The sequence below is a fragment of the Marilutibacter maris genome, assembly GCF_006546735.2.
GTDB lineage: Bacteria > Pseudomonadota > Gammaproteobacteria > Xanthomonadales > Xanthomonadaceae > Marilutibacter > Marilutibacter maris.
On record NZ_VICD02000022.1, the window covers coordinates 1 to 26,078 of the forward strand.

Genomic DNA, 26,078 nt, shown 5'->3' on the forward strand with positions numbered 1-26,078 from the left:
ACAGGGTCAGGCCCCAGCCGGCGGCGGTGGAACGGATCCAGTTGAGCTTGGCCGCGGTGATCCGGCAGCCCAGGTTGGTGGTGTCGCTGTGCGCGGCCACGTGCACGCCGACCATGTGCGCCTGTGGGCTCGCGCCCTCCTCGATCCAGTAGACCGGCGAGCCGCTGGTGCCGCCGAGGGTCTGCAGGTCGTAGTCGAAGGTCTCGTCGCTGGGCAGGCTGCGGATGTGGCCGCCCATCATGTGCTGCTTGTTCGGATCGATGGTCTCGTTGACGAAGTGCTCGATGATGTCGTTGGCGTACCAGCGCGCGGCGTAGCCGCAGACCACCACGCCCTCCGGCCGCGACTGGTTGAGCTCCTCGACCAGGTCGAAGTAGTGCGGCGCCGACACCGCGTTCGCCGCCGGCACCTGGATCAGGGCCATGTCGAAGTCGCTGCCGCCGTCGTAGGACGGATGCGGAGCGAAGTTCGCCGAACCGACCCGGAAACGCCCGAACGGCTCGGTACCGCCGCCGGTGCCGCCGCCGTTCTTGCCCGGCACGATGATCAACTCGCTCTGCCCGGCGACCACGTGGGCGGCGGTCAGCAACAGCCGCGGACCGATGAAGAAGGCGCTGCCGTGCAGGGCGCCCTCGGCGCTGCCATCCGGCCGCCGCACCTGGCAGATCGCCGAGTGCGGCGGCACCGTGGTATCGCCGACGCCGAGGTACCACATCGCGCTGTCGACGAAGAAGCCGATCTGCGCGGTCAGCGCATCGAACCAGTTGCTGGGCTGGTAGTACATCGACACCAGCAATGGCCGCGCGACCGGCCTGGGCATGCGATGCGAGAGCCGATAGCCGCGCAGCGACTGCGAAACGGCCGGCGCCGGCGTCGTGATCGGCGCCCGGCCATTGCCGTTGCCGTTGCCTGCATGGGTCGCGGCACCGTTGCCGGCCACGGCAACGCCACCGTGGCCATTGCCGCCACCGTTGCCGGCGCCGTTTCCGGTGCCCGCGTCTGCCGCCCCCGTCGCCCCCTGCTGCCACAGGTCGTCGGGATAGCCGTCGCTGTAGGGAGCCGCGTCCTCGGCGGCGGCATCGTCGTAGCCGTTTCCATGACCATTGCCGGCGACCGCGGCACGACCGCCGCCATTGCCACTGCCGTTGCCGGCCACCGCCGGCGCCATCACGTCCCCGCCCCAGCTCAGCGCGTGGCCATTGCCGTTGCCATCGCCCAGGCCATTGCGCGCGGTGCGGCGCAGGCCGCGCTCGGTCAGTCCGGACAAGCTCACGTACATGTGGCCCGCATCCGGCACCTTGACCGAGATCGGCCGCTTGCGGTCCTTGTCCTGGTAGGTCGCCAGCCCGAAGTACAGCCGCGGCTGGCCGATGAAGCGCGCGACCACCGCCGGCGGCACCAGGTAGACCGACTCGCGCCCCCCGGCCGGGTAGCGGCTCCCGGCCACGCCCGCGCTCAGCAGGCGGCTGGAGAAGAAATTGCGGCTCGTGCGGCGGTTGCGGTTCTCGGCCTTGAGCAGTTCGGGATCGGTGGCCAGGCCGATCTCGAACAGGGGAAGGTCGGTGCGGACGGTAAAGCCCAGCACGCTGAAGCGATCGTCGATCGACTCGCGGTTGGCTCGGATGACTGCCATGGCTGAACTCCTAGCGGCGCTTGCGTGCAGGAATGGACGGCGCGCCGGCGTCCGCCGCCGCGGCCGGCGCGCGCGAGGGCAGCGCCAGCGCGACCGGCTGGTCGCCTGCGTCGTTGATGACCGTGGATACGCGTTCCCAGAACCGCTGCTGGGCATCGATGCCGATGCCCTCCAGGTGCGGTTTCATGAAGTCGACCACCGTTTCCAGGTGGCGGAAGAACACCCGTTGCCCCGATTGCACGTGCTCGACCGAGCCGCGCCATTCGGCGGCGACCGTTTCGCTGTCGCTGCGCTCGCTCCATACGCGGACGATGAAGGCGGCGGTGCGATCCTCGAGCAGTGCCATGACGACGCCCATACGGTGAGGCCTGGGCCGAGCCTGCGCCCGCCGCCTCACCGGCGGATCACCGCCGCATCACACCCGGATCACCCTGACCGGCCGGGCTGTGATGAGGGTGTGAGAGACGCATCACAGGCGCGCCGCCGCCGGCGCAGGGGCCTGCGCCGCGGTGATCGTCGGAAACGTCTGGGTCGCAGGCCGGGGGCGCGGCCCCGGGGAAGCGGACGCGATTGGCCGGACCACTGGCGACGGCCTGCCCACGGCCACGGTGCGGCACGCGCCGTGCGGGGGCGCCCGGATCGCCGCCGCTAGCGGCGCAGGAACTCCAGGCTCAGCTGCAGCTGGGCATCGGCCTCGGAGAGCTGGCGCCGGGCCCGGTCGATCAGCAGGCAGGGGTCGGCCGGGGTCGGGTCGCGCAGCGGGCGGGTCGCATGGAAGCCGTGCCCGGGCACCGGCAGCGACCAGGCCGGCTCCTGCCCGGCGACGCCGACCGCGCTGTCGGCGATGCGCCGGTAGACCTCCATCGTCTCGCGCATCGGCTGGATCGCCAGCTCACGGCGCAACAACTCACGGCAGCACTCGAACTGCTGCAGCGCCTGCGCCCGTTGCCCACTCATCACATACAACTGCATCAGGTCGCGGTGCACGTCCTCGCGCAGCGCGTCGCTGTCGAGGATCGCCTGGGCATGGGCGATGGCCTCGTCGTAGTCGCGACGGATCGTCGCCAGCTGCATCAGCCGGCCGAGCGCGTTGAGGTAGTTGCGGCGATGCTTCTCGCGCTCGCGCAGGGCCCAGTCGTCGGTCACGTCGAGCAGGATGTCGGACGCGTACATCGCCACGCCGCGGCGCAGGCCATTGATGTCGGCGTCGCTCAGCCGCTCCGGCGCGCCGGCCAGGCCCGGCGAGATCAGCCGTTCGAACTCCTCCACATCCAGCCACACCCCGGCCGGGCCGTTGAGTCCGATCGCCCCGCGGCGGTCGCTGACGATCAGGTCGCCCTGCTTCATCGGCGGTCGCTCGACCATCCGCCGCAGCCGCCACAGCGCGGTGTTGAACGAGCCCGGCGTCGACGAACAGGCGCGCTCCGGCCACAGGTTCGCCAGCAGCTCGGAACGGCTGAAGTAGCGGCCATGCCCCAGCGCCAGATAGGCCAGCAGATTGGCGCAGCGGCCGGCGATCGCGACGCCCTCGTCGTCGTCGCTGGCCACCGACAGTGAACCGAACAACCGTATCCTCAGCATCGCGGCTGGCTCCTGCCATGGCGGACGGCCGACGCCGCCCGGAGATCCGATCCTCGGGACCGGCGCCGCCAGCGCCGAAGCCGCGCCGACGCCGGAGTCCTCCCCCCTGCGTTCGTGACATGTTTCGCATATCCGCGCACCGATCGGAAGGTCCCGGCCCGGTGTGGCCGCTGCAAGCCCCGCTGACCGTTGATCATGGGCGCAAGCCGCGTTTACGTCTGCCCCCGATTGCAAGCGGAACGGGACAACTTCGGGCAAGAATCACTGTCCGGACAGCGGCGGCGTACGGATCACTCCATCGGCAAGGATCGCGAACGAAGGAGGCAGGGTGGGCGCACTATCGCTGAGAGTCAGGAAGGCCCGGGTCCAGGCGACCCTGTCCCAGGCCGAGCTGGCGCGCAAGGTCGGGGTCAAACGCAGCGCGGTGACCCAGTGGGAGCACCCCGCCGGCACCACGCCCAGCGTCAATCACCTGATCAAGCTCGCCCTGGAAACCGGGGTCAACTTCGAGTGGCTGGCGACCGGCCGCGGACCGACCCGCTGCGAGGGCAGCGAACCGATCCCGGCGGTGATCATCGACGACTACGCCCGCGACGAGCACGAGAGCACCGCGCTGACCCAGTTCCGCCGGCTGTCGCCGAGCCGGCAGCGGATGGCCCTGGAGATTCTCGACATCCTCGCCCGCTGAGCCGCCAGGCCCGCGCAGCCGCGGTCGGCGCCCGGGTTTCCGTCCCGGTGCCGGTTCGTGCGAAAATGCCGGCCTCAAGGCCCCGTAGCTCAGCTGGATAGAGCGTCCCCCTCCTAAGGGGAAGGTCGCACGTTCGAATCGTGCCGGGGTCGCCATACGGCGAAGAACGAGTGAAGGGGAGTGAGAAGTGAGAGGAGGCGCCCGTCCCTGCTCCTCTCACTTCCCACGCCTCTTCTTTTATTTTTGATCCCATGGAGTCCCCGATGACGCACCCCGTGCTTTCCGCCCTCGGCCTGACCGACACCGAATCCGGTACCTACCTCGGCAACAACGAATGGTCCAGGACCAGCGACGCCGGTGTGCTGGAGCCGGTCAACCCGACCGACGGCCAGGTGCTGGCGAAGGTACAGGCATCGTCCAAGGCCGACTACGACACCATCCTCGAGCGCGCCCAGGCGGCGTTCAAGGTCTGGCGCACCACTCCGGCCCCGCGCCGCGGCGAGGCGATCCGCCTGTGCGCCGAGGCCCTGCGCGAGCACAAGGACGCGCTGGGTTCGCTGGTCGCGCTGGAAATGGGCAAGTCCAAGCCCGAGGGCGACGGCGAAGTCCAGGAAATGATCGACATCGGCGAGTTCGCCGTCGGCCTGTCGCGCCAGCTGTACGGCCTGACCATGCATTCCGAGCGCCCCGGCCACCGCATGTACGAGCAGTGGCACCCGCTGGGCCTGGTCGGCATCATCTCGGCGTTCAACTTCCCGGTCGCGGTCTGGGCCTGGAACAGCTTCATCGCCGCGGTCTGCGGCGACATCAGCATCTGGAAGCCGTCGCCGAAGACCCCGCTGTCGGCGATCGCCTCGATGAAGATCTGCAACGAAGCGCTGCGCAAGGGAGGCTTCCCGGACATCTTCTTCCTGTTCAACGACGCCGGCACCGAGCTGGCCCAGCACTTCGTCGACGACAAGCGCGTCGGCCTGGTCAGCTTCACCGGCTCGACCAAGGTCGGTCGCATCGTCGGTGAGCGCGTCGCCCGCCGCATGGGCCGCTCGCTGCTGGAGCTGGGCGGCAACAACGCGATGATCGTCGACGCCAGCGCCGATCTGAAGCTGGCGATCCCGGCGATCGTGTTCGGCGCCGTCGGCACCGCCGGCCAGCGCTGCACCACCACCCGCCGCGCCTTCATCCACGAGTCGATCTACGACGACGTGCTGGCCAAGCTGGTCGCCGCCTACAAGCAGGTCGAGGGCAAGATCGGCGACCCGACCGACCCGGCCAACCTGATGGGCCCGCTCAACAGCTCCGACGCGGTCGACGCCTACCTGGACGCGGTCGAAGCGGCCAAGGCCGCCGGCGGCACCATCGAGACCGGCGGCGCGAAGATCGAGCGCGACGGCAACTTCGTGCTGCCGACGATCGTCACCGGCCTGTCCAACGACGCCGAGATCGTCCAGCACGAGACCTTCGCTCCGATCCTGTACGTGATGAAGTTCAGCAAGCTCGAGGACGCGATCGAGCTGCAGAACGCGGTCCCGCAGGGCCTGTCCTCGGCGGTGTTCACCGAGAACCTGAAGGCGGCCGAAGCGTTCCTGTCGGCGGCCGGCAGCGACTGCGGCATCGCCAACGTCAACATCGGCACCTCGGGCGCGGAGATCGGCGGCGCGTTCGGCGGCGAGAAGGAAACCGGCGGTGGCCGCGAGTCCGGATCCGACGCCTGGAAGGCCTACATGCGCCGCCAGACCAACACCATCAACTACTCCGACGCGCTGCCGCTGGCCCAAGGCATCAAGTTCGACCTCTGACCGCCGACGGCCCTCCCCCATGCGTCTGGCCGTCGTCTCGGACATCCACGGCAACCTGCCCGCGCTGTCGGCCGTCATCGCCGACATCCGCGGGCGGGACTGCGACACCGTGGTCAATCTGGGCGACATCCTGTCCGGCCCGCTGTGGCCGGCGCAGACGGCCGACCTGTTGATGCGGCAGCCATGGCCGACCATCCGCGGCAACCACGAGCGGGCCCTGCTGGAGACCCCGCGCGAGGCGATGGGAACCTCGGACGGCCATGCCGCGGACGCGCTGGACGAGGCCCATCGGGCCTGGCTGGCCGGGCTGCCGGCGACCCGCTGGCTGGCCGGCAACGGCCCCGGCGCGGAGGTCTTCCTCTGCCACGGCACCCCGGACGACGACATGGCCTATTTCGTCGAGTCGCCGGCGCCGGGCGAGGCCCGCGCGGCCAGCGTCGCCGAGGTCGCGATGCGCGCCGGCCAGGTGCCGGCGCGGGTGATCCTGTGCGGCCACACCCACCGGCCGCGGATCGTGCCGCTGCCCGACGGCCGCCTGGTGGTGAACCCGGGCAGCGTCGGCCTGCAGGCGATCCAGATCCGCGGCGACGCGGACGCGACCGGATGCCCCCCGCACGCGATCCAGACCGGTTCGCCGCAGGCCCGCTACGCCCTGCTCGAACACGACGCGGACGGCTGGCATGCGCGCATCGTCGAGGTCGAATACGATCACCACACAGCGGCCAGGATGGCGGCGGAAAACGGCCGCCCGGACTGGGCCCACGCCCTCCAGACCGGCCATGTTCCCTGAGCCCCGCCCCTTGAGACCCGCCAGGCCCTGAATGTACGCGCTCGCCCGCCCCTTCCTGTTCAGCCTCGACGCCGAGCGTGCCCACGGCGTCGCCCTGCGCGCGATCGAGCGCGCCCACCGCATGGGCATGAGCTCGCTGCTGGCGACGACGTCGGCGCCGTTGCCGACCCGCGCGTTCGGCCTCGACTTCCCCAACCCGGTCGGCCTGGCCGCCGGCATGGACAAGAACGGCGAGCACATCGATGCGCTGTTCGCGCTGGGTTTCGGTTTCGTCGAGATCGGCACCGTCACCCCGAGGGCCCAGGAGGGCAATCCCAAGCCGCGGATGTTCCGCCTGCCCGAGTGCAAGGGCGTGATCAACCGGCTGGGCTTCAACAACCAGGGCGTCGATGCGCTGGTGCGCAATGTCGAGCGCGCGAAACTGCGCGACCGCGGCATCCTCGGCATCAACATCGGCAAGAACAAGACCACGCCCAACGAGATCGCCGACGGCGACTACATGTACTGCCTGTCGCGGGTCTACCCGCTGGCCGACTACGTGACCGTCAACATCTCCTCGCCCAACACCGCCGGCCTGCGCGAGCTGCAGGAGGAGCAGCAGCTGCGCCGCCTGATCAGCATCCTGCGCGAGGAGCAGGAGCGGCTGGGCGCCAAGCACGGCAAGCGGGTGCCGATGCTGGTGAAGATCGCCCCGGACCTGACCGATGCCGACATCGACGCCTGCGCGCGGGTGCTGACCGAGCTGGAGGTCGACGGCGTGATCGCGACCAATACCACGATCTCGCGCACCGCGATCGAGGCCCACCCGCTGGCGCGCGAAAGCGGCGGTCTGTCCGGACGCCCGCTGATGGGCCAGGCGACCACGGTGCTGCGGATGATGCGCACCCGCCTGCCCGAATCGATCCCGCTGATCGGTGTCGGCGGCATCCTGGGCGGTGCCGACGCGGTCACCAAGACCGCCGCCGGCGCGACCCTGGTGCAGTTCTACAGCGGCATGGTCTACCGCGGTCCGGCGCTGATCCACGAATGCGTCGAAGCGATGCGCCGACGCAAGGAAGCGCCCAGCAGCGGACCGTTGAAGCCCGGCCGCTGAGGCCGGCCCTGACGACATGCCGACCACCACCCCCCCGCGCCGTCGACCCATCGATGAGCAACCGATGAGCATCCGCATCCTCCGCGACGCTCCGCTGCAGGCCCGCAACAGCTTTGCCGTGTCGGCCCGCGCCGGCTGGCTGGCCGAGGTCGGCGATGCGCGCCTGCTCCCGGAGGCGCTGGCGCGGATGCGACCCGCCGACCGGCCGCCGCTGGTGCTCGGCGGCGGCAGCAACCTGCTGCTGGTCGACGACCTGGCGATGCCGGTGATTGCGCTGACCGGCCGCCAGGTCGGTTTCGACGATACCGGCGATGGGCGCGTGCGGGTGCGCGCCGATGCCGGCGCCCACTGGCACGACTTCGTGATGCGGACCCTGGCGCACGGCCTGGGCGGGCTGGAGAACCTGGCGCTGATCCCGGGCACCGTCGGCGCCGCACCGATCCAGAACATCGGCGCCTACGGCGTCGAGGTCCGCGAGTACATCCATGCCGTCGAAGCCTACGAACCGGCCAGCGGCCAGACCCACCGCTTCGATACCAACGCCTGCGCGTTCGCCTACCGCGACAGCCGCTTCAAGCGCGAGCGCGACCGTTACATCGTCACCGCGGTCGAATTCGAGCTGCCGCGCGCCGATGCCGGCCACGCCCTCAAGCTCGACTACGCCGGCATCGGCGACGAGCTGGCGGCGATGGGCATCGACGCACCGACCGCCAGCGACGTCGCCGACGCGGTGATCGCGATCCGCCGCCGCAAGCTGCCCGACCCGGCCGTGATCGGCAATGCCGGCAGCTTCTTCAAGAACCCGATCGTCGCCGCCGACCTGGCCGAGGCACTGCGGCGCGAACATCCACGCCTGCCGGTGTACCCGCTGGCACCGTTCCCTGCCGACGCCGCCGGCCACGGCGAGGCCCCACACGGTGGCCTGTGCAAACTGTCGGCGGCCTGGCTGATCGACGCCTGCGGCTGGAAGGGCCATCGCGACGGCGACGCCGGCATCGCCGCCAGCCACGCCCTGGTCCTGGTCAACCACGGCAGCGCCAGCGGCGCGCAACTGCTCGACCTCGCCCGCCGCGTCGCCGGCTCGGTGTCCGAACGCTTCGGCGTCGCACTGGAGCCCGAGCCACGCATCGTCGGCGCATCGTGGTGATCCCGGACCCACGCATACCCCGCAACCGCGGCACCGGCCGCAGCCCGCACCCGATTCGTGTCTCTCGCGACGCCCGCCTGCCTGTTTGCTGCAGCATCGCCTGTGGGAGCGGCGCAAGCCGCGATTGGACGTTCGCGACCACGCCCATCGCGGCTTACGCCGCTCCTGCAGATGCTTCCATGCTCGCCTGCGCCGCCCGCGACCGCGCGGGCGCGCGCCGCTTCGTCTTCACTCCCCCGCCCGCCCCACTGGTGCCATGACCGCTCCCGCCCGGACCACCCACGCCCGTGCCGCATTGCTGATGCTCGGCAGCACGGTCTTCTTCGCCTTCATGGTGATCGCGATCAAGCTCGCCTCGGAAACGCTGCACACCTTCGAGGTCGCGTTCTTCCGCAACTTCTTCGGCATGCTCGCGACGGTGCCGCTGCTGATCCGCCACGGCATCGGCATCCTCAAGACCGACCAGTTGCCGCGCTACGTCTTCCGCTGCTTCATCGGCGTGTTCTCGATGTTCTGCGGGTTCTGGGCGATCGGTCACCTGCCGCTGGCGCAGGCGGTGTCGCTGTCGTACTCGTCGCCATTGTGGGTGACCATCTTCGCGGTGTTCTGGCTCGGCGAGCAGGTCCGCGCGCGGCGCTGGGCCGCGGTCGCGATCGGCTTCATCGGCGTGCTGGTGATCGTCCGCCCCGGCACCGAGGGCTTCACCGCCGGCACCCTGATCGCGGTCGCCTCGGCGATACTCAGCGGCCTGGTCGCGATCCAGATCAAACAGCTGTCCAACACCGAGCCGGCCGACCGCATCGTCATCTACACCACCCTGCTGTGGGTGCCGATGTCGCTGATTCCGGCGGTGCTGGTCTGGGAATGGCCGCAGGGCATCACCTGGCTGTGGGCGATCGCCGCCGGGGTGTTCGGCACCGGCGGCCACATGCTGTGGACCCGCGCGCTCAAGCTCGGCGAGGTCTCGGCGCTAACCCCGATCAGCTTCATGCAATTGCCGATCGTCGCCGTGCTGGGCTGGCTGCTGTTCGACCAGGGGGTCGACCGCTGGACCATCGCCGGCGCCGCGATCATCCTCGCGGCCAACGCCTACATCGCCCACCGCGAGGCGGTGCTGGCCCGCCGCGCCGCGACCAAGGCGCCGGTGGAGGGGGCGAAGCCGGGGTTTTGAGGCGGGGCCGTCCCCGCCCCCGTCTGAAGGCTGGCGGGGGCGCTGCCGGTGCGTCCGCTTAGCCGGCGCCCTCTTCCGGCGCCGGCTGCAGCTCCACCGCCAACGCCTCCAGCTCGGCGATCTCCGCCTCCAGCGCGTCGTGCAACTCGCCCTGACGCGTCATCAGGTCCTCGATCCGGCTGGTCTGCTTCAGCTTCGACAACTCACCGTCGAACAGCAGCCACTGCGCGGTCAGCTGCTCGACGTAGTTCTTCGAGTAATGCCGCATCTCCTTCAGCTGCGCCAACGCGTCGTTGACATGCTCGAGCGGGCTCTTGTTCTCCGTGGACATCGCGACCTCCGCTGCTTCCATGGGTTCTGGCAGGGTAGACCTTTGAAGCTGGACGGGGGGGCGAACAACAGTCCGATCAGGGCTGGTCGGAGCCTGGAATCACGAGAGCCTGGCTGCTACTCGACCGACGCTTCGACCGCTGAGCCATCACCGGTGCTGCGACCATCCTCGCCGCCAATGCCAGCATCGCCCGCCGCGAGGCGGTGCTGGCCCGCCGCGCCGCGACCAAGGCATCGGTGGAGGAGGTGTTGGAGAAAGCATGAGTTGGCTGGGCCTTGAAAGCATAAGTTGGCCGCCTTCTGGCACGCAGGCCGAAACTGACGCAAGAATGCGGGCTCCAGCCTCCTTGGAAGTCCATCTAAGGCGAATTTTGGCAGCCCTTCGAGAGAAGACAAAATGAATGAACCATAAACAAGAAGAGCTTGACGGCACCGCCGACTACATTTGCTCCACCCGGAAATCCTTCATCTCAGTCTCTCCAGCTATGTCGTCCGTGTAACGACATCTCAACGTGCACGTTCGCGATCAACTAACACTCGTACATGGTCCGGCGGATCAGCGCCAGCACTTCGGCACTGCGACCGTCAGCCACCAGAACCGCCGGCACGTCGCCCTTGTTATCGGACTCACACACCCACTGTGCGGCGGTAAGTTCATCGAAGCCCATGGTCAGAATCTCGGCAGCCTATTCAGGCTCAACGGATTGCAGCTCCCACCACACCGCGAGGCAACAGGCGTGACAAGCCTCACGCGCGGAATCAGCCGTAACGATGACATCACGGAGCTAGTTCATCAGCCCCTCCTCGTAAATCGGTAGGGCAATCCATGAAAACGTCTTTTGAGTGACGAGGATCTACTCTAGATGCTCGGCATGTTCTTCGGCCAATTCGGTCCGCAAAATTTCGACCAGATCGATGTAGTCCTGGTCCGCCGCCAAGCCGCGCAAGGTCAGTAGCTGACCATGGAGAATGCCCATTCTGAGCCTGCTGAGGGACATCGCCTCCAGCTCTGTCGGCTTCGGCAAGGTCGTCCAGAAGGCCCGATCAAGGCGAGCAACGCTGTCATTCCGAATGATCCCGCCGGTACGAGGCAGAAACACGAGCTGCGGGTAAACCAAACACTCTGCACGGGCTGCGATTGTCGGTGTCACCGATCTGGGCTCGCTTGGTGTGCCCACAGAGAAGAGCGGTGCCACCAGATACGATGGTCGCATGAAGGCCTCCCTTGCGATGTTCCGCTGGGGCTGCGGTAGTCGCAGATCAGGAATGCCATCTGCTGTTGCGAGCACGATGCATGGACGCAGCTTCGATTTCAGCGCAAGGAGTTCGGCGGCCTCGCCAACACCAAGCCGAAATATTGGGAGCCGATTCGGCTTAGGCCTCCAATCATGCTGAGGATTAGCTCCCCTGATCGCGCCTGACGCCGAGTCGTGTGAAGTTTGGTCTGATCGAGTGGCGTCGAAGATCTTCCACGCCATACCCAATTCGGGAACGACGGTGCGAACGATCTGGCCGATCTTCGGTTGTCCGCTTGTAGGCGGCGGGTCTTGATCATAGGGTGGCAGCACCTCACTCACCAGTGTTCCATTACCGAACGCCATCCTCGATTTCCCTCAGGACAAGAGCGCGGTGAATTGGATGCCAGGTTCATTCTGCAGCTCTGCATCCATTGCAGCCATTCCTTCGCTGTAGGCTCGGTCATAGATCGGCCGATGTGCAGCCATCGCCCTGGCATTGCCTTCCAAGTCGGCGTACTTACGCTCCAGACTCGCACCGAGTTGCAGGATTCTCATTAGTTTTTCTTGATCCTGGATTCCAACCTGATGATGTGGCTTCACCTCGCCCACGCCTCTCAACACCGAGAAGTCGATGTTCTGACCTGGTGTCGCTGCCTGCATCGGCAAAGTCTTGAAGTAGGTGTGGTCAAGAAGCCTGCTCAGATCTTGACGGAACTTTCTAATCAAGGATCCGAAGCGCGCAGCTTGTGCTGGAGCCAATCCCACATCACTCAGCGCGGGTCCTAGTGGGAACTCTCCGAGCCAATACTGCGTGTACTCCTGATCCCGATGCTCTGCACTGTAGTCGTGGATTATTCCGCGATTCGCCATTTCACCAACAGCGCCGACCAAGTTGGTTGCGAACGGCCCGTAGGAATAGAAGTACCACGCAGAGCCGCTGGCCGTTTCCCCTTCATGAGTTTCGGCATGCAGGCAATCGAGCAGGTAAACTAACTTGATAAGCGTCGTGCGATTGATTCGGCCCAAACCAGCCTCGCGCACAGCGCGAAGCACGGCCAAGACGGCATCTTGCATTGGTACGGGGACTGGTGGCATGGGTAACGCCCTGAGAACCGTGTAATTATAGCCTCAGTGCTTCGGATCGAGTTCTAAGAGACGACCTATGGCGGTCAATTGATGCCAAACGGTCGTCGCATACCCATTGTCATGGCTTAGAGCCATCGGATAGCGGCCTTCTCTACATCCTGCACAGGCATCTCAATGCTCCACGGGTGCTCTACTTTGCGCCCCTTCTGATACTGGTAAACGAGAACCCGAGGCAGATTCCGCTTGTCGTAAACACGGCCGAGGCGGAACACTACGCTGTTCTGCGCCGCAAGAAAAAGATGGATCGTCTTCACTCCGGAGTCCGCAAGACGAATCATGTTCGTAAGAAACTCCATCATCAGCCTTTGCTGCTTGGCTTCTGACCAGTGATTATCCGGAGATCGCCGCGGAAGCTTCAACTCGACGATCGGAGATGACGGAAGTGACCTCGAAACCGCCTCCGGATCCACGAGATACGACACTGAAACCGCGACGGCCACCTCCGTCGTTCCTGGGGGAAGTTGTTCGATACCAGCCACCTTAAAGGAGTCCCCATCATCCTCAGAATTGAGCTGTCGCCAAGCCTCAGAGGCCCTGTCCCAATCAAGGGTGACGATCTGACTTTCATCATCGAGCAGCACCCCCGCTAGGAAGGTAAATGGCACTGGAGAGAGGCCGCCATAGACGACGACAATGTCGGAGGGATCTTTCCCATTCTTATACGACTCAATTAGTCGAGGCAATCCAACTACGCGCTCAAGTGCAGCCTCCGGATCCGTTACCACGCCATCCTTGATGCGATCTCGAATATCGACGACGAGGGGCTGCCGCCGCCCCTTGATTGATTGCGGAATTGCGTCTAAGAGCGGCGTGTCGGCTGTATCACGCAAGCCGCGCTGCTCAATGGTGAGAACAAGGTGGCGACTACGGTCCTTGCGATCATCGCGATACCGGATACCGGCTAGCAGCCCCGCTGCAATCAGCAATAGTCCGCCAGTCCCTCCAATAGTCCAGCTGAGCAGATCGGGGATGGGTTGAATTCGACTGATGGTGATGTCATGACCGAACACTTTCGTGGCCAAAGCCCAACCCGGCCCTGCGCCCACGGTTGCCAGGCAAGCTAGACCAGCGACCAGAAGTTTTCTCTCAATGGGTCTTTCGCGGGTAATCCACTCAACAATTCGATCGGCGACCTGCATCAACCCGCTCCCCATTTCGCCTTTGCCTTGTTCCGATTGCGCTTCTGATTCGTTTCGGGACGCTCTGGCGGTGGATGCTCCCCTCCCCCAGTCCATTCACCAGTCGCGAGCCATACTTCAAAATAGAACAACCAGTCAATCGACCACGGGACAATCGTCTGCGCCAGGGACATCTCCGCCCCCCATTCGCGAGTACGCGGAAGGTATAGGCACAGCCTTACAGGATGACTGTGTTCGTAGAGGTGCGGAATCCGCCCATGGTCGGCCGCTAGCTCCGGAATGTTCGGTGCAAGCACCCGCACGTCAGGCTGATCACCACGCCTGTACGTCAACCACAACGAGTATTCACGGCTGATCGAGGTCGGCTGCGCCGTGTACTTGAAAGTCAGCAATCCTGCTCGCAACTGCCCAACTGCACCAGGAAGCTTCATGGCACGCAAGTGCAGGAGCTGCGTGCCCAAATCTAGCTTGCGGATCCTCGTATAGCCGATACTAGTCACCGAAGAATGTATGCCTGGCTACAGGCGCTCCGGCGACAGCGCTGGAGGCAATCAGACCTCCCGCAGCGGGGGCGAAACGAAGGGAGCCACTGTCGCGCGCAGACCGCACTTGCAGGGAATACGAGCTGATCGCCTTGGTCGCCGTCGATGCGCCGAAGGCGCTGTCGAGCACCGGTCGTGCGCCATCAAGTCCCGTGACGGACACAAGTTCGTGCACGCTCGCAAGCGCCACTACGTGCCATTCCCTGAAGGCCATGACCCAACGCTGGTCTTGGTTCCAACGATTAGCGAAATTCTCGGCAGCCACCGGGCTCTGGATCCACCATTCGACCCCACCGGCGGTGTTCCGTTGTTCGATGAAGGCTGGCATGCCAGCGATGACGCGCTGGATCAGGTTATAGGGATTGGCAAACTGGTGCCCGGAACGAAATTCCCGCTCGAACGACATTGCTGCCAGGGTTGTGATGATGATTGAGATCGGAGCGAATTCCGCATACCGGCTGCCCGCACGCAGACACCAGGTGTCGCGGTGGCGCTTCAGCAACTGGACGATCCGGCGAAGCCAACCCTTGTCCGCGTTTTCCTCTGGGAATGGAGCGACTTCTGCTTTTAAGACGGCGGAGTCCATCAGCAGACGGGTACGGGCTCGGTCAGCACGCTCGTTGAACCATTTCGCGTACTCCTCGGGATGAGTGAGAATCCACATCGCCAGATCCTTGTCGGGGATGGCATCCGAGGCACTGGCACGGACCAAAGGGCAAATGTCGAGGTGGAACTCGCCGTTATAGTTCACACGCCAGCAGCGCGTTTTTTCTTCGAGCTTGTTCGCATAACGTCCATCTGCCTTCAGGGGAGCGCCAACCAGCCCTTTCGCCATTGTCGGAGCAAGTGAAGTATTTGCCGCCAATCGGCAGGCCAAGTCGACGTCGAATTCGCTCTCAGCGTCATTGAGCGGCCGGACAACCGTCCCGATGGCAAACGATCCCTGAGGGAAAACCTTCGCTGCCGCCAGTCGCGGGTCGGCACTCGAAGTAACGACGTCACTGATGGTTTCGTAGGCCAGCTTGGCACGCTGGAACTGGGTGGGCGTGATGTCGAGTGAATCGGCAACCCGGCCCAGCAGTTGGGCCGTTAGGGATTCGCGGAGAACCCGATTGTCGGAAGGGGCAAAGCTGTCCACTGGGAGTATCTCCTCGTTTCGGAATCCGCGCAGAACCACAGGTGGGCTCAGCTTCTTATGGGTCAGGTCCGGTAGTGCCGCTCGTTTACGTTCCGGCCGCACGCGAGGCATCGTCGATACAGACCGTAACGACCATCAATCTCACGCCCGAGCAAGCCGCCGCAGTCGCAAAGCAAACCTTCGCCACGCCGCCATCGCCATAGGCGATACAGGGCGTGACCGACAAGCAACAATCCAAAACCCAGCATTACAACTGGCAGCCACCGAAGGCCGTTCCACAACCCTGCGGTGTACGCGTTTGCCTGGAGGCCAGATAGCAGCCAGATAACTACCAGCGACGCCAGCATCCAGAGCGCACCGGGCAAGAAAGCCCTAACTCCCATCCACTCGAACCTATCCATCCTCGACCCTCAAGTCCCAAGCACTTGCACTCTGATTACTCGCAGCCAGTCTCATCGGGTGCGACAGGCCATCGGCGGGCGCCGGCAAGCTGACGCTGCCCACGGCAGAAACCGATGAGAAATTGTTGGGCCCTGAGGGTCGAGGGCGGGAGGAACCGAGGGGGATTGGAGGATCTGGGAAGGCGGCGCCATGGAGCGAATGCTCCACCCACGAGGGCTCCACGAGGCATGGGCCGCCTTCCCCAAGTCGGAACTGAGATACGAACTATCTGGCTTGCGGCGCCGCTTAGGAACCGCCCCCAACAACGGCTCTACTGGCCGATCACGAATCGCCACTTCGGCTGACTTGCCGCCGGGTCGAACTGCTTCTGGATGCCATCCTTGGTGCTTCGGCCCATGCGTGACCACACTGCGAGGTCATTGGGCCTGTTAGTCACATCAAACCCTGCTGAGGCAGTGATACCAATGACATCCGAGATAATGAAGCGATCGTGGAACTCGCTCCATATAAAAACCTCGGCAATCAAGCCATACGCCCTCAGTTGCGCGCCCAACCCCGCAAACGCAGCTTTCCAATAGGGCTCATCCGGCGTTACTTGTTGTGGCAGCCCTTTGTTGAAGCTTCGGTGCAGCTCAATCCTCGGTTTGGGATTCCTGCTTGCCAATGGCGCGAGCAGTTGGTGTAGTTGACCATAGCCTGGACTAGATGGGTCGAGATACGGATCGATAAACATGAAGGAATTGGCCTGCGCCAATACACGGCTCAAGATCCTCAGATAATCCGTAGTCTTGCGATCCAACGAAAGAGATGGGCTACGACCTTGCCACCACGGCGTCGCAGTCAGTCGTTCAATCGAAGCCACCTCGTTCTGATTGAACGCCTGCTTTGTGCCATGGGCAGCAATGATGCCTGTCACTGTCTCGACGACATTCGTAGCCAGCCCCTCATTGCACCAATCGGCGGAGCAAACAAGCTCCTGCGAGGCCTGCCTCGGAAACTTCCTGAGACGATTTCCTTGTAAGAGCTTTTTGACAAACTCTTTGCTCAGCCTGTGCAGGCTTCCCGAGTTCTCAATGCAATACTTGCACCAACCACCATCCACAAGATCGCGAACCAATGCCTCCTGCATGATCGGTTCGCGTAGGAATTGGAGGTAGGCATCAATTAGGGCCGCATTCGAATAGGCGCCCGGATCAAAAATGTCGGGGACGAGGACGTACTCGTCAAGCATCACCGATCTGCTCCCTTAGCCCCTCTTCAAAAAAGCCACCCGGCCAAGATTTAACCAGCTCGCCCAACTCGTTGAGGGGCATTTCACGCGCAATGCTACGTGCACCATCTGGCTCGACATACAGAACTGAGATGTCATCGGGAGTTATCGGAGGCAGGCCCGTCTCCTTGCCTTGATAGGTTTCTCGCATCCGGCGCATCAGCCGAAGTATCAGATGTTCGCTGTGTGTCTCGAGAATGAAGGTGTTTTTCCGCTCCCCCAAGGCCGACTTAATGAACACGTCGCCGAGCTCAGCTTGCAAGGCGGGATGGAGATGGATCTCCGGCTGCTCCATCGCCAGCAGTTTGCCTTCAGATGCATAGGCCATGACCAGCACGGGCAGCACCTGGGAGATACCGATACCTACGTCGCGGTGAGTCACGCTCGTCTTGGTGCGCATATCCATCAGCACGAGCTCATTCACGGCATCGATGCGTCCGTCAAGGATGGCGTTGTCCACCAGCAAGTCACTGTAGATCTGGAAGCTGTCCTTGATCGCCTCCTCAGGAAGCTTGTTCTCATCGTCCGAGCCGTCATACTCCCAAGAGTCGCTGGCCTCCAGCTGGATGTCCCTAACCCGTTCGAAGTTCACGAGCTCCTTGATCCGCAGCTCGTAAGGTGTCCTGAGCTTGCCCGACCCAAGCCAGTTGTTGACCGCCTTGCGCACGTCGCTATTTCTACGCACCACATCCCAGGCATAACCTCCACCGGCATACCAGTTGGAATCTTCTGTCTCGGAAAAGGCCAGATGGCGGGCCGGGAAAGAACGCAAGGGGCCAAGATACTGCAGCTGCTTCAGCTCATCGCTGAGTACGTCTGAGAGGCCTTTGATCAGGTCGTTGAGAGTGCGCGGCAACACAAAACGCACAGCCTGTGCTATGTCGTCCTGACGATTCCCCTTGCTGATCGCAAACAGCATTGGCTGCGTCGGCGAATCCGAACTTTCGGCCTTTGGTAGCTCTACCCCGGAAGGCAGGAAACGATCGACCTTGATCTGCAACTCTGGCAGCAATTCATCGATCGCTTGCAAGGCGCCGTCCAGGTCCTCTGCCTTCATTTCAGTCGAGGTTGTATGAACCTCGATGATGGCCTTGAGTACTTGAAGAAACACTGGGTGCTGGATCTCCAGGCGATCCAGACGCAGGAAGTCACCGAGCCCCTCGATGCCTCGGCGGCGGCTCATGCGCAACAATTCTTCATCGTCCGCCAATATTTCCACTGCTTCCACGCGCGGCTCTGCGTTAGGCATCGGCGCATCCATGATGTCCAGTTCGATCCCAAGCGAGACGTTCACAGTGATCGTATCCACTGTGGACAGAATCTGCGCGAGCTGCTTGTGACTCGCATCGTTGCCGAGTTCGGAAAGCCTCAGCTCTGCCCCCCATTCGACACCATTGCGCAACTGGCCACGATGCACGAATTGCCTGAAACCGCCGAGGTCGACTGCACTTCCGCCAATGTCGGTATGGTGCACATCCAAGCGCGAACGGCCACGCTTCTCGCGGCCGAACTGGGCTTCGTGTGCCAAGGCCAGGCTATGGATGAAGCTGGATTTGCCAGCACTGTTTGGGCCGAAGACCAAGGTGATGGGCTTGAGGGGGATGCGCTGGGTACCAGCAAACGCCTTGAAGTTGCCTACACGCAGGGCACTAAGTCTGCGACTCATTAGTTGACTCCCTGGGGCAGGGGCAAATTCAGCGCCTTGGCCTGTTGCTGCATCTCGGCCAGCAGCTCGGTCATATGCGCCTCTCGCCACTTGGCCGTCATCTCACCTATGAAGGCCTTTTGTAGCAAGCTATTCCATAGAGATTCAACGCCATTGCCCGCGGTTGCTGCATTGTTGACCGTCTCGATGACAGACCATGCAACTTGTTCGAACTGCATTTGCATTTCGAACGGTGGCACAGGAATCTGCGTCCTGAGCATGGCGCTTTTGCTGATGTTGAGCATGGAGCCACTGCTACCGGACGACGAAGCACGGAATTTTTCACGCACACCATCGTTCCAGAACAGTTGCTTCAGGAAAAGGGTTGAGGCTTCGCCTGCATGTGGCGTGAGTCGCCAAAGTTTGTCCGAGAGGAACAAACGCGGATAATTTCCCTCCACGACGCAAGTAGCAGCGACCAGTTCACGTGTATTGGCGCGACTGAAAAGCAAGTCGCCACGCTTGGGAGCGATGAGCGTTCTATCGTCCGGTATTTCAAGCACGGCCTTGTTTTCTTCTGGGCGGAAACGGCCGCTTGTGACTGCACTGACCTTCAGCACCCCGTGCTCCTCGCCCACGCTTGGGCGCCCTTCGCTAGACGCGCTCCAACCTGCATCCACCGATGCAATCACTTGCGAAACCGACTTCATCGCCCACCCCATTGGATTGCTCGCCGGGTCGCCGAACATTTTCAGGAACAGCGCTGGAAGGATGCGGGTGGCTTTGGCGTCGGCGGCGCGACGCAGGCGGCGCAGAGCGTCGGCCTGGTCGAGCAATTCGACGATGCGCTGTTGTTCGCTTGGCGGCGGCAGCGGAACGTCTAAATCCATAAGATCAGAGTGACGGATATTCTGGATACTCGCACCCTTGGCATTGCGATCACGCCACGAACGAAAATCGCCTGATTGCAGCCAGAAATGCAAAAATTTTGCATCAATCGTATTGCTGGGACGAATCACCACATTGAACGCCCCCCATGACCCATCGAAGTCATTCTCCGCAATAGCTGTTTTCCCAACAACCGAGGCACTGCCGGACGAAGTACACATGACGATGTCATTGCGCTTCAGCAACTGCCGCTCAGACACCATGCGCTGTGGAATCCAAACTAAATCTTCGCTAGTAACGAGCGTTTCAGATATGTTTCCCGCGCGAAGCACTGGCAAATAACCTTCTTGTGCTTCGCGTACCGAATCACCTTGTGAAAAGGTAACGCCACGAACAACGTCGGCGATTCCACTTGAAAGCTTGACGAGAGGCCAAGTCATACGTCCAACTCCGCCAACAGCTTTTCCAGGCCAGAAACGACCTGTTTGTAATCGCTCAGCACCTCGGCGACCAACTCGCGCGGGTCTTCGTCGGACACCGCTTCGGTGCGACGCGGCTTCCACTGCCCTGCGCCCAGGTTGTAGCCGGCTTCGGCCAGACGCTCGTGGGGGGTGAACCAGCAGGTCGGCCCATCGGCCTCGTGCGAAAGCAGCGCGTTGGCCTCTACGCCCGGCGGCTGCGAAAACCCGCTGGCCTTGTACACCTTCCACTGCTCCAGCAAATCTGGGATGTCATTCTTTTCCGGCGTTTCCACACGGCCTCCGCCGGACACCTTATCCGGGTCATAGCCATCGTTGCGGACCTCGTAGAACCACACCTTGTCCAGCCGTTTCGCCGTTTCCGACGCCGGCTTGCGAAACACCAGCACCGCCGTCTTAACGCCCGCGTAGGGCTTGAACACGCCAGCGGGCAGACTGACCACCGCAAGTAGATCGAATTCGTTCACAAGCTTCTTGCGCAATTCCACATGCGAGCCAGTGGAACCGAATAGCAAACCCTCTGGCACGACGACCGCGCAGCGGCCACCAGGAGCCAAGTGTTGCATCATCAGGCTGAGGAACAGCAGTTCGCTCTTTTTGCTGTTGGTCGGCAAATCCGCGCGGATGGAATCCTTGGGCAACTGTCCGGCGAACGGCGGATTGGCCAGGATGACCTTGTACTTGCGGCGCAGGTCGTCCTCATTCAAGCCACCCATGTCGCTGAGCGAATTGGCGCGCTTCAGACGCGCATGGCGAATGCCGTGCAGCACCAGGTTCATCATCGCGATGCGTACCATCTGCCGTGACACGTCCGTGCCATAGACGCTAGCTTCCAGCACGTCCCAATCAGGGATCTTTTCGCCCGCACCCTTGCGATAGGTTTGCAGGCGCGGCATTTCGGCCTTCAATTCGGCCAACGACTTGCCTTTCCTTTCCAGCCACTCCTCACCGTAGATCGGGTATTCGCTGACGTGATCGGAATACTTGACCAGCAAATGATCCACAGCATCGATCAGAAAACCCGCGGTGCCACAGGCCGGATCGAACAAGGTGTCACCGATGTCCGGGTCAACCATCTCGACCATGAAAGAACGAATCTGTCGCGGCGTGCGAAACTGGCCGTTGAGCGAACTGCTGCCTAGGTGTACCAGCAGATACTCGAAAATGTCGCCCTTTACGTCCGGGCCAAGCTTGGCGAACTCGAAGCCGTCCAGTTCGTCCACAACCTGCTTCAGTACGCTGGGGTCGACGATTTCAAGCACAGCATCACGGAAGTAGTCGGCCACCTCCGGCTCGTCCTTGGCCAGCGACGCCATGTACGGAAACACCTCATCCCGAATGTAGTCGCGAAGTTCATTACCGCTTTTGAAGCGCCACTTCTGCCAGCGATAACGCTCCGATTGCGCCGGGAACAACAACTTTGCGTTGCCGCCGGTCGCGCCGAGGCGGGCGCGCTGCTCACGCTGTGTTTCCTCCTCGTCCAGCAGTTTGAGGAAGATCAGGTAGGAAATCTGTTCGATGTACGTCACCGGATTGGTGACGCCACCGGCCCAGAGGACGTTGGTGATCTTGTCGAGCTTGCGGCGCAGTTCGTTGTTCATTTTCTCTCTTGGATAATGCGGTGTGCGGCGCTCACGCGGCCAGCACGGTCTGATTGATTTCGTCCAGCACGGTACTCAGGCCCTTTTCACCGAACATCTCGATGCCGATGCCCGCAGCGTTGAGCAGGGACAACGGCGGGCTGAACAGGTCGTCTATGCTGACCTTGCCCTTCACCAAGCCACGGTTCTTGAGCAGCGAGAGGTATTGGGCCTGTTCCGGGTTGAAGTTCTTGCTTACCAGCCAAGCTCGGAAGTTCTCCTCTACGATTTCCGGGCGGCTCTTGGTCTTGATCAGACCCAGAGCCTCGCGAATGAAATCCACGAGGTTGCCACCGGGCTTGCGGTAGGCACGCCGCAGGTTGTCTTCGTTGAAGTATTTCTGCGGCTGGTTGAGGCGATGCGCCAGGTCGGATTCTTCCTGCTCGCTGAGCGCCGTGCCTGCCTTGATCTTGGCGATCACCGGGTCGTTGTCCGCGCCCTGCTGCACGGCCTTTTCCCACTCGGTGACGTATTCGCGCTTATCCACGCGCTCGCCGTCCGGCCCGACCTCGATGTAGCTGACCGCGTGCAGCCATTCGTCGTCGAGGCCGAGTTCAATCAACGGGCCATTGCCGGGGCCCGGAGGACGCGGACGACTTCCGCCACCGCCCCCACCGGTACCGGTGAACGCGTCGGTATCCGAGTCGTTGAAGTACTCATGATTGCCAAAGAAGTCGTAGATCACGAATTTCTGCTTGTCGATGTGCGGTGCGGTGCGAGTACCGCGCCCACGCATCTGCTGGTACAGGATGGGGCTGCGAACGCGGCGGCACATGACCAGGTGCAGAACCTCCCGGCAATCGAAGCCGGTATCCAGCATACCCACGCTCACCGCCACCATCGGCAGCTTGTCCTGCTTGAATCGGCGAATGGCATCATCGGCATCGGCGATGTCCGAGGTAATGACCTCGGCGTACTTACCCTTGAATTCCGGGTGTAGATCGTTGAGGTACTGCGCCAACCGTGCTGCATGATGCTTGGTGATGGCGAAAACCACGGCCTTTCCGGGTCCGTCTTTTTGACCGGGCGCAAGCTCCTTGTAGTTCTCCCAGGCTAGTTTGTCGAACTCAGCCATCATCAGCTTGTTGCTGGCCTCGTTCGTCCACTTGCGCTCGAATTCGCTGGGGTCGTATTCCACACCCTCGGATTCCGCGCCTTCACTCATCACGGTGGTGATGCCGGTGGCGAACTTGTACGGCACCAGATAGCCGTGCTTGAACGCCTCCTGGATTGAGTACGAGTAGTCCGGTGTGTTGTCCTTGCACTGGTAGAAGCTGAAGGTGTTCCGCTCGATGTACATGGCCGGCGTCGCGGTCAGGCCGACGTGCAGGGCGTCGAAGTGCGACAGCGCGGTTTGCCACGAGCCGTAAATGGAACGATGGCATTCGTCCATCACGACCACGTCGAAATAGCCGCTGGAAAATTCCTCATGGCGGCCAATCATGGTTTGCAGCAGGCAAACCGTGATCTGCTTTTCCTGCCGTGCAACGCCCGGCTTGAGCCAGTAGCTGGAGTAGTTGGGCAGCAAATCCTGAATAGCCTCTATGGCCTGCTTGGCCAACTGGTCACGGTCAACCAGGAATAGGATGCGTTCAGCGTGACCGGCCTGGATCAAACGCTTGAGGTGCAGAACGATCAGGTCCGTCTTGCCGCAACCGGTGGGTAGTTCGATCAGGAAACGGCGCTTGCCCAGTTCGACCGCGTGATCGAGGGCCTTCATCGCCTCCTGCTGGTAGGGGCGCAGGCTGCGGGTCTCACCGGTGCGGACATAGGTGTCCGGGATCGGCACTTCGGCCAGCGGCCTGCGCTCAGCGCGCAGGTGGACGAGGCGCTCCAAGTCGCGGCGCGAGTAGAACGAGGCAATCGGGCGGGCGTCGTCGTTCTGGTAGTCCCAGAAATAGGTCAGCTCGCCGTTGGTGAGGAAGATGAAGGGTGCGCCGATCTTCTTGGCGTAGGGCAGCGCCTGCTGCTTGGCGGTGTAGGGGTTGATGGCCTGCTTCTTGGCCTCGATCACCGCCAGGGGGCGCCCGCGCTGGTCGAGCAGGACATAGTCCGCGAAGCCCAGCGAACCAGCGTCGGCCGTACGCACCGCGCCCCCAGCCGTAGCAGTCTCAGCGACAAGGAAGGTCTCGGTCAGCGGAACCTCAGTGCGTACCTGCGACTTGTCGGCCGGGCTCCAGCCGGCGACCCGGAGCAGGTCGTCGATCAGGATGCGGGCGTCGGCTTCGGAGGAAGGGGCTGTCACGGGAACCTTGGGTGGCTGGATTGGCGACGGTCTCTGGGTCGGCGCCGTAGCGCCTAAGCTCCGGTACTTTAACGGGCTGACCCCGCCAAGTCGCCCATGTTGTCGCCAGTCGCTTCCAGTCGGGAGGATTCGAGGCGGAGGGCGGCATTGGTGCTGGGCAAGAGTGCCGTCACAATAGGCCAATGCGCCCGTCTACCGAACTGCTGGCCGAGGTCTCTCGAATCCTCCCCCGGATCGCCGAGGAGAGCAACGACCGGGAGGCGATTCCAGAGACCGAACTTGTCCAGCGCTTGATTGCCTCCGCGGGCTCGGGACAGGAGGAGACTGAGGCGTTGCTGGGCGTCGTCCGTCGCTTGCTCCATGCCTTGTCGGTGCTCGACGAGCGGCTTCTGGCAGCCGGTGTATGGGCCTTCGTTTCCTTCCCAGCCTCCCTATTGGCTCGGAGTGTGCTGGGTGGCTTGGGTGATGCGGAGTTCCGGCTACTGGAGTTGGGCTTCTGGGACGCCAGCGACTACCGAGTCGATCGGCAGCGGGCACTCATCAAGAGTTCTGAGGAACTCCGCGCGGCATCGCCGGCGGGGCTGGTGCCTATCCGTCGGGTTTGGGCGTCTTGGGCCTGGATTGCGCTAGATGGAAAGTTCCTGATGGTGCGTCGCGAGGATCCAGCGCACCATCGGGACGGCAGCCGCGGCCAGTTTGTATTCCCGGGGGGGCGGGTATCCGCAGAGGACCTGCCGCAACCAGCCTATTTGGAATCTTCAGCTCGTCTGGACTTCTTCGACCCCGGCCAGACGAAAATCAACTCCAAAGATGCCCACCATGCCTTCATCCAAGCTTTGCGCCGGGAGCTGCGAGAAGAGCTGGAGATCCCCGGGAATGCTTTCGAAGCGGAGATTCCTGCTGGCGACCTCATCCGCTACACCGCACTGGAAGGCGCAAAAAGCACCTTTTCGGCAACCGAATACCTGATTCAGCCCTTCAGAGTTGAATTGAAAGACACCGGCAAGGCTGCCCTGCTGCGCTGCTTGGCCGGGCATCCAGAGCGTTTCGCTTGGTTCACGGCCGAAGAGTTGGCCGCCAGCGTCAATGCGGCAGGAGCCAAGGCCTTCGTCGATGCCATTCGGCAGGGTGGTCCGCCACTCAACCCGGATGTCTACGCAATTCCCTTCGGCAATGCAGCTCCCCTGAAAGACCCTATCGACATTCCTGGCAAGGCTTCGGAGCCTTTCGCCATAGGAATCACCGGCCGGGAACGACATGTTCATGTCGATTTGGACGCTTGTGAAATCAGCCTGCTGAACTGGCTTGCAGCCGTGCGCCGCGGGGATGATGTCAAAGAACTGGCAACTGGCGTATCAATAGCCAGCGGCACCGGCTGGGTTCTCGTCAACGACGACAACGCTCTCACGAAGCTAAGGATGCTGGCTACAAGATTGGACGCGAAAGGCCTGCCCTTATTGGATTTCCATGACCGCGCCATTCGCCTGAATGCTGCGACCCCGTACTTCTCGCCCTTATTGCTCTCGATGGAAATTCAGGATGAACGACGTGGAAAGTCATACCGCCTGACCATATCGCGCCAACCTCTGGAGTCGCTCCTTGGTGTCGCTAGTGCCAAAGCAGCCTCGATATCCCTGTCCGAGATCTTGGGCAATGCCATTTACTCACTGGATCAAGGCGATATTCAGCCCGCCCTAAGCAACATGGAAACCGTCAAGCGAATGCAACGGGAGATTCGCGGCTTTCTGGACTCGGTCGGGACACGATTGCTGATTCGGCAGGTCGACGGAGTTCCGGAGCTTGCTGCTAAATCAACGCCCAGCAAAATTTGAGTAACATCGCGATTGGCAGTCCAACCTCGAACTCGAGGTGATTGGGTGCAATGAAATATTGACCTGCCCCCACTGAGCCATACCAGTCGAATCTGAGTAAAGTCCGTCAACCCGAGAGGACGGACATGCGCAAGAGTCGATTCACCACCTAGCAGATCATTGGGTTCCTGAAGCAGGTCGAGGCCGGCATGGCGGTCGCCGAGCTGGCCCGCCAGCACGGCTTCAGCCCGGCCAGCTTCTACCAG

The 26,078-nt window shown here is 62.9% G+C and carries 23 protein-coding genes and 1 tRNA gene; 9 read left to right on the forward strand and 15 right to left on the reverse strand.

What is annotated here, in order from left to right:
* From FKV24_RS02060 to FKV24_RS02070, 3 genes are all read right to left on the reverse strand, one after another.
* Positions 1-1,633: trypsin-like serine peptidase (locus tag FKV24_RS02060; protein WP_141481017.1), on the reverse strand; the 1,633-nt coding region annotated here is incomplete at its 3' end.
* A 10-nt stretch (positions 1,634-1,643) separates the two neighbouring features.
* On the reverse strand, positions 1,644-1,979 hold the full coding sequence (locus FKV24_RS02065) for a hypothetical protein (protein WP_141481018.1): 336 nt from the start codon (positions 1,977-1,979) through the stop codon (positions 1,644-1,646).
* Positions 1,980-2,281: 302 nt separating this feature from the next.
* The gene (locus FKV24_RS02070; RefSeq protein ID WP_141481019.1) at positions 2,282-3,214 is read right to left on the reverse strand and encodes an AfsR/SARP family transcriptional regulator; all 933 of its coding nucleotides are present in this window, start codon (positions 3,212-3,214) and stop codon (positions 2,282-2,284) included.
* Between the two features lie 328 nt (positions 3,215-3,542).
* Here FKV24_RS02070 and FKV24_RS02075 point away from each other — a divergent pair, with 328 nt between their 5' ends.
* The 7 genes from FKV24_RS02075 to FKV24_RS02105 all read left to right on the forward strand — a co-directional run bounded on the left by FKV24_RS02075 (position 3,543) and on the right by FKV24_RS02105 (position 9,899).
* Entirely contained in the window at positions 3,543-3,902 is a 360-nt protein-coding gene (locus tag FKV24_RS02075; protein WP_111266749.1) for a helix-turn-helix domain-containing protein, read from the forward strand.
* Positions 3,903-3,980: 78 nt separating this feature from the next.
* A tRNA-Arg gene (locus tag FKV24_RS02080) sits at positions 3,981-4,057 on the forward strand.
* A 108-nt stretch (positions 4,058-4,165) separates the two neighbouring features.
* Complete coding sequence (gene amaB / locus FKV24_RS02085) at positions 4,166-5,698, forward strand: L-piperidine-6-carboxylate dehydrogenase (protein WP_141481020.1); 1,533 nt, start codon at positions 4,166-4,168, stop codon at positions 5,696-5,698.
* Between the two features lie 19 nt (positions 5,699-5,717).
* Positions 5,718-6,488, forward strand: coding sequence for a metallophosphoesterase family protein (locus FKV24_RS02090; RefSeq protein ID WP_111266750.1), 771 nt, complete (start codon positions 5,718-5,720; stop codon positions 6,486-6,488).
* Between the two features lie 31 nt (positions 6,489-6,519).
* The gene (locus FKV24_RS02095; protein WP_141481021.1) at positions 6,520-7,581 is read left to right on the forward strand and encodes a quinone-dependent dihydroorotate dehydrogenase; all 1,062 of its coding nucleotides are present in this window, start codon (positions 6,520-6,522) and stop codon (positions 7,579-7,581) included.
* Positions 7,582-7,645: 64 nt separating this feature from the next.
* Entirely contained in the window at positions 7,646-8,728 is a 1,083-nt protein-coding gene (murB, locus tag FKV24_RS02100; protein ID WP_141481022.1) for a UDP-N-acetylmuramate dehydrogenase, read from the forward strand.
* A 256-nt stretch (positions 8,729-8,984) separates the two neighbouring features.
* Positions 8,985-9,899, forward strand: coding sequence for a DMT family transporter (locus FKV24_RS02105; RefSeq protein WP_111266753.1), 915 nt, complete (start codon positions 8,985-8,987; stop codon positions 9,897-9,899).
* Positions 9,900-9,957: 58 nt separating this feature from the next.
* On the opposite strand, the gene FKV24_RS02110 is transcribed toward FKV24_RS02105, so the two are convergent.
* The 12 genes from FKV24_RS02110 to FKV24_RS02155 form a co-directional block, all read right to left on the reverse strand.
* Positions 9,958-10,230, reverse strand: coding sequence for a hypothetical protein (locus tag FKV24_RS02110; RefSeq protein ID WP_111268092.1), 273 nt, complete (start codon positions 10,228-10,230; stop codon positions 9,958-9,960).
* A gap of 529 nt (positions 10,231-10,759) precedes the next feature.
* A complete protein-coding gene (locus FKV24_RS19100) occupies positions 10,760-10,897 on the reverse strand; it encodes a hypothetical protein (protein WP_170288175.1) in 138 nt (45 codons plus the stop codon).
* A 186-nt stretch (positions 10,898-11,083) separates the two neighbouring features.
* Complete coding sequence (locus FKV24_RS02115; RefSeq protein WP_141481023.1) at positions 11,084-11,806, reverse strand: hypothetical protein; 723 nt, start codon at positions 11,804-11,806, stop codon at positions 11,084-11,086.
* Between the two features lie 36 nt (positions 11,807-11,842).
* A complete protein-coding gene (locus FKV24_RS02120) occupies positions 11,843-12,526 on the reverse strand; it encodes a hypothetical protein (RefSeq protein ID WP_141481024.1) in 684 nt (227 codons plus the stop codon).
* 152 nt (positions 12,527-12,678) lie between these two features.
* The gene (locus tag FKV24_RS02125; protein WP_170288176.1) at positions 12,679-13,752 is read right to left on the reverse strand and encodes an SAVED domain-containing protein; all 1,074 of its coding nucleotides are present in this window, start codon (positions 13,750-13,752) and stop codon (positions 12,679-12,681) included.
* A complete protein-coding gene (locus FKV24_RS20305; protein ID WP_484502552.1) occupies positions 13,752-14,183 on the reverse strand; it encodes a type II CBASS E2 protein in 432 nt (143 codons plus the stop codon). Before FKV24_RS20305 ends, FKV24_RS02125 begins: the two co-directional genes overlap by 1 nt.
* Positions 14,184-14,244: 61 nt before the next feature.
* Entirely contained in the window at positions 14,245-15,432 is a 1,188-nt protein-coding gene (locus tag FKV24_RS02130; protein ID WP_141481026.1) for a nucleotidyltransferase domain-containing protein, read from the reverse strand.
* A 712-nt stretch (positions 15,433-16,144) separates the two neighbouring features.
* The gene (locus tag FKV24_RS02135) at positions 16,145-17,065 is read right to left on the reverse strand and encodes a hypothetical protein (RefSeq protein WP_141481027.1); all 921 of its coding nucleotides are present in this window, start codon (positions 17,063-17,065) and stop codon (positions 16,145-16,147) included.
* A complete protein-coding gene (locus FKV24_RS02140; protein WP_141481028.1) occupies positions 17,058-18,770 on the reverse strand; it encodes a DUF3696 domain-containing protein in 1,713 nt (570 codons plus the stop codon). The genes FKV24_RS02135 and FKV24_RS02140 overlap by 8 nt, the downstream gene beginning before the upstream one ends.
* Positions 18,770-20,077, reverse strand: a complete 1,308-nt coding sequence (locus FKV24_RS02145; RefSeq protein ID WP_141481029.1) for a restriction endonuclease subunit S — start codon at positions 20,075-20,077, stop codon at positions 18,770-18,772. The genes FKV24_RS02140 and FKV24_RS02145 overlap by 1 nt, the downstream gene beginning before the upstream one ends.
* Entirely contained in the window at positions 20,074-21,717 is a 1,644-nt protein-coding gene (locus tag FKV24_RS02150; RefSeq protein WP_141481030.1) for a type I restriction-modification system subunit M, read from the reverse strand. The genes FKV24_RS02145 and FKV24_RS02150 overlap by 4 nt, the downstream gene beginning before the upstream one ends.
* A gap of 31 nt (positions 21,718-21,748) precedes the next feature.
* Positions 21,749-24,001, reverse strand: coding sequence for a type I restriction endonuclease subunit R (locus FKV24_RS02155; protein WP_141481031.1), 2,253 nt, complete (start codon positions 23,999-24,001; stop codon positions 21,749-21,751).
* A 182-nt stretch (positions 24,002-24,183) separates the two neighbouring features.
* On the opposite strand from FKV24_RS02155, the gene FKV24_RS02160 reads away from it, so the two are divergent.
* The gene (locus FKV24_RS02160; RefSeq protein ID WP_141481032.1) at positions 24,184-25,833 is read left to right on the forward strand and encodes a hypothetical protein; all 1,650 of its coding nucleotides are present in this window, start codon (positions 24,184-24,186) and stop codon (positions 25,831-25,833) included.
* A 155-nt stretch (positions 25,834-25,988) separates the two neighbouring features.
* Positions 25,989-26,078, forward strand: a 90-nt coding sequence (locus FKV24_RS02165; protein WP_249040874.1) for a transposase, incomplete at its 3' end; no start/stop codon positions are given.

Excerpts from the sequence above, each read along its gene's own strand:
- FKV24_RS02065 (WP_141481018.1), bottom strand. The coding sequence starts at position 1,979 with ATGGCACTGCTCGAGGATCGCACCGCCGCCTTCATCGTCCGCGTATGG.
- FKV24_RS02070 (WP_141481019.1), bottom strand. The coding sequence starts at position 3,214 with ATGCTGAGGATACGGTTGTTCGGTTCACTGTCGGTGGCCAGCGACGAC.
- amaB (WP_141481020.1), top strand. The coding sequence starts at position 4,166 with ATGACGCACCCCGTGCTTTCCGCCCTCGGCCTGACCGACACCGAATCC.
- FKV24_RS02090 (WP_111266750.1), top strand. The coding sequence starts at position 5,718 with ATGCGTCTGGCCGTCGTCTCGGACATCCACGGCAACCTGCCCGCGCTG.
- FKV24_RS02095 (WP_141481021.1), top strand. The coding sequence starts at position 6,520 with ATGTACGCGCTCGCCCGCCCCTTCCTGTTCAGCCTCGACGCCGAGCGT.
- murB (WP_141481022.1), top strand. The coding sequence starts at position 7,646 with ATGAGCATCCGCATCCTCCGCGACGCTCCGCTGCAGGCCCGCAACAGC.
- FKV24_RS02105 (WP_111266753.1), top strand. The coding sequence starts at position 8,985 with ATGACCGCTCCCGCCCGGACCACCCACGCCCGTGCCGCATTGCTGATG.
- FKV24_RS02110 (WP_111268092.1), bottom strand. The coding sequence starts at position 10,230 with ATGTCCACGGAGAACAAGAGCCCGCTCGAGCATGTCAACGACGCGTTG.
- FKV24_RS19100 (WP_170288175.1), bottom strand. The coding sequence starts at position 10,897 with ATGGGCTTCGATGAACTTACCGCCGCACAGTGGGTGTGTGAGTCCGAT.
- FKV24_RS02125 (WP_170288176.1), bottom strand. The coding sequence starts at position 13,752 with ATGCAGGTCGCCGATCGAATTGTTGAGTGGATTACCCGCGAAAGACCC.
- FKV24_RS20305 (WP_484502552.1), bottom strand. The coding sequence starts at position 14,183 with ATGAAGCTTCCTGGTGCAGTTGGGCAGTTGCGAGCAGGATTGCTGACT.
- FKV24_RS02135 (WP_141481027.1), bottom strand. The coding sequence starts at position 17,065 with ATGCTTGACGAGTACGTCCTCGTCCCCGACATTTTTGATCCGGGCGCC.
- FKV24_RS02140 (WP_141481028.1), bottom strand. The coding sequence starts at position 18,770 with ATGAGTCGCAGACTTAGTGCCCTGCGTGTAGGCAACTTCAAGGCGTTT.
- FKV24_RS02145 (WP_141481029.1), bottom strand. The coding sequence starts at position 20,077 with ATGACTTGGCCTCTCGTCAAGCTTTCAAGTGGAATCGCCGACGTTGTT.
- FKV24_RS02150 (WP_141481030.1), bottom strand. The coding sequence starts at position 21,717 with ATGAACAACGAACTGCGCCGCAAGCTCGACAAGATCACCAACGTCCTC.
- FKV24_RS02160 (WP_141481032.1), top strand. The coding sequence starts at position 24,184 with ATGCGCCCGTCTACCGAACTGCTGGCCGAGGTCTCTCGAATCCTCCCC.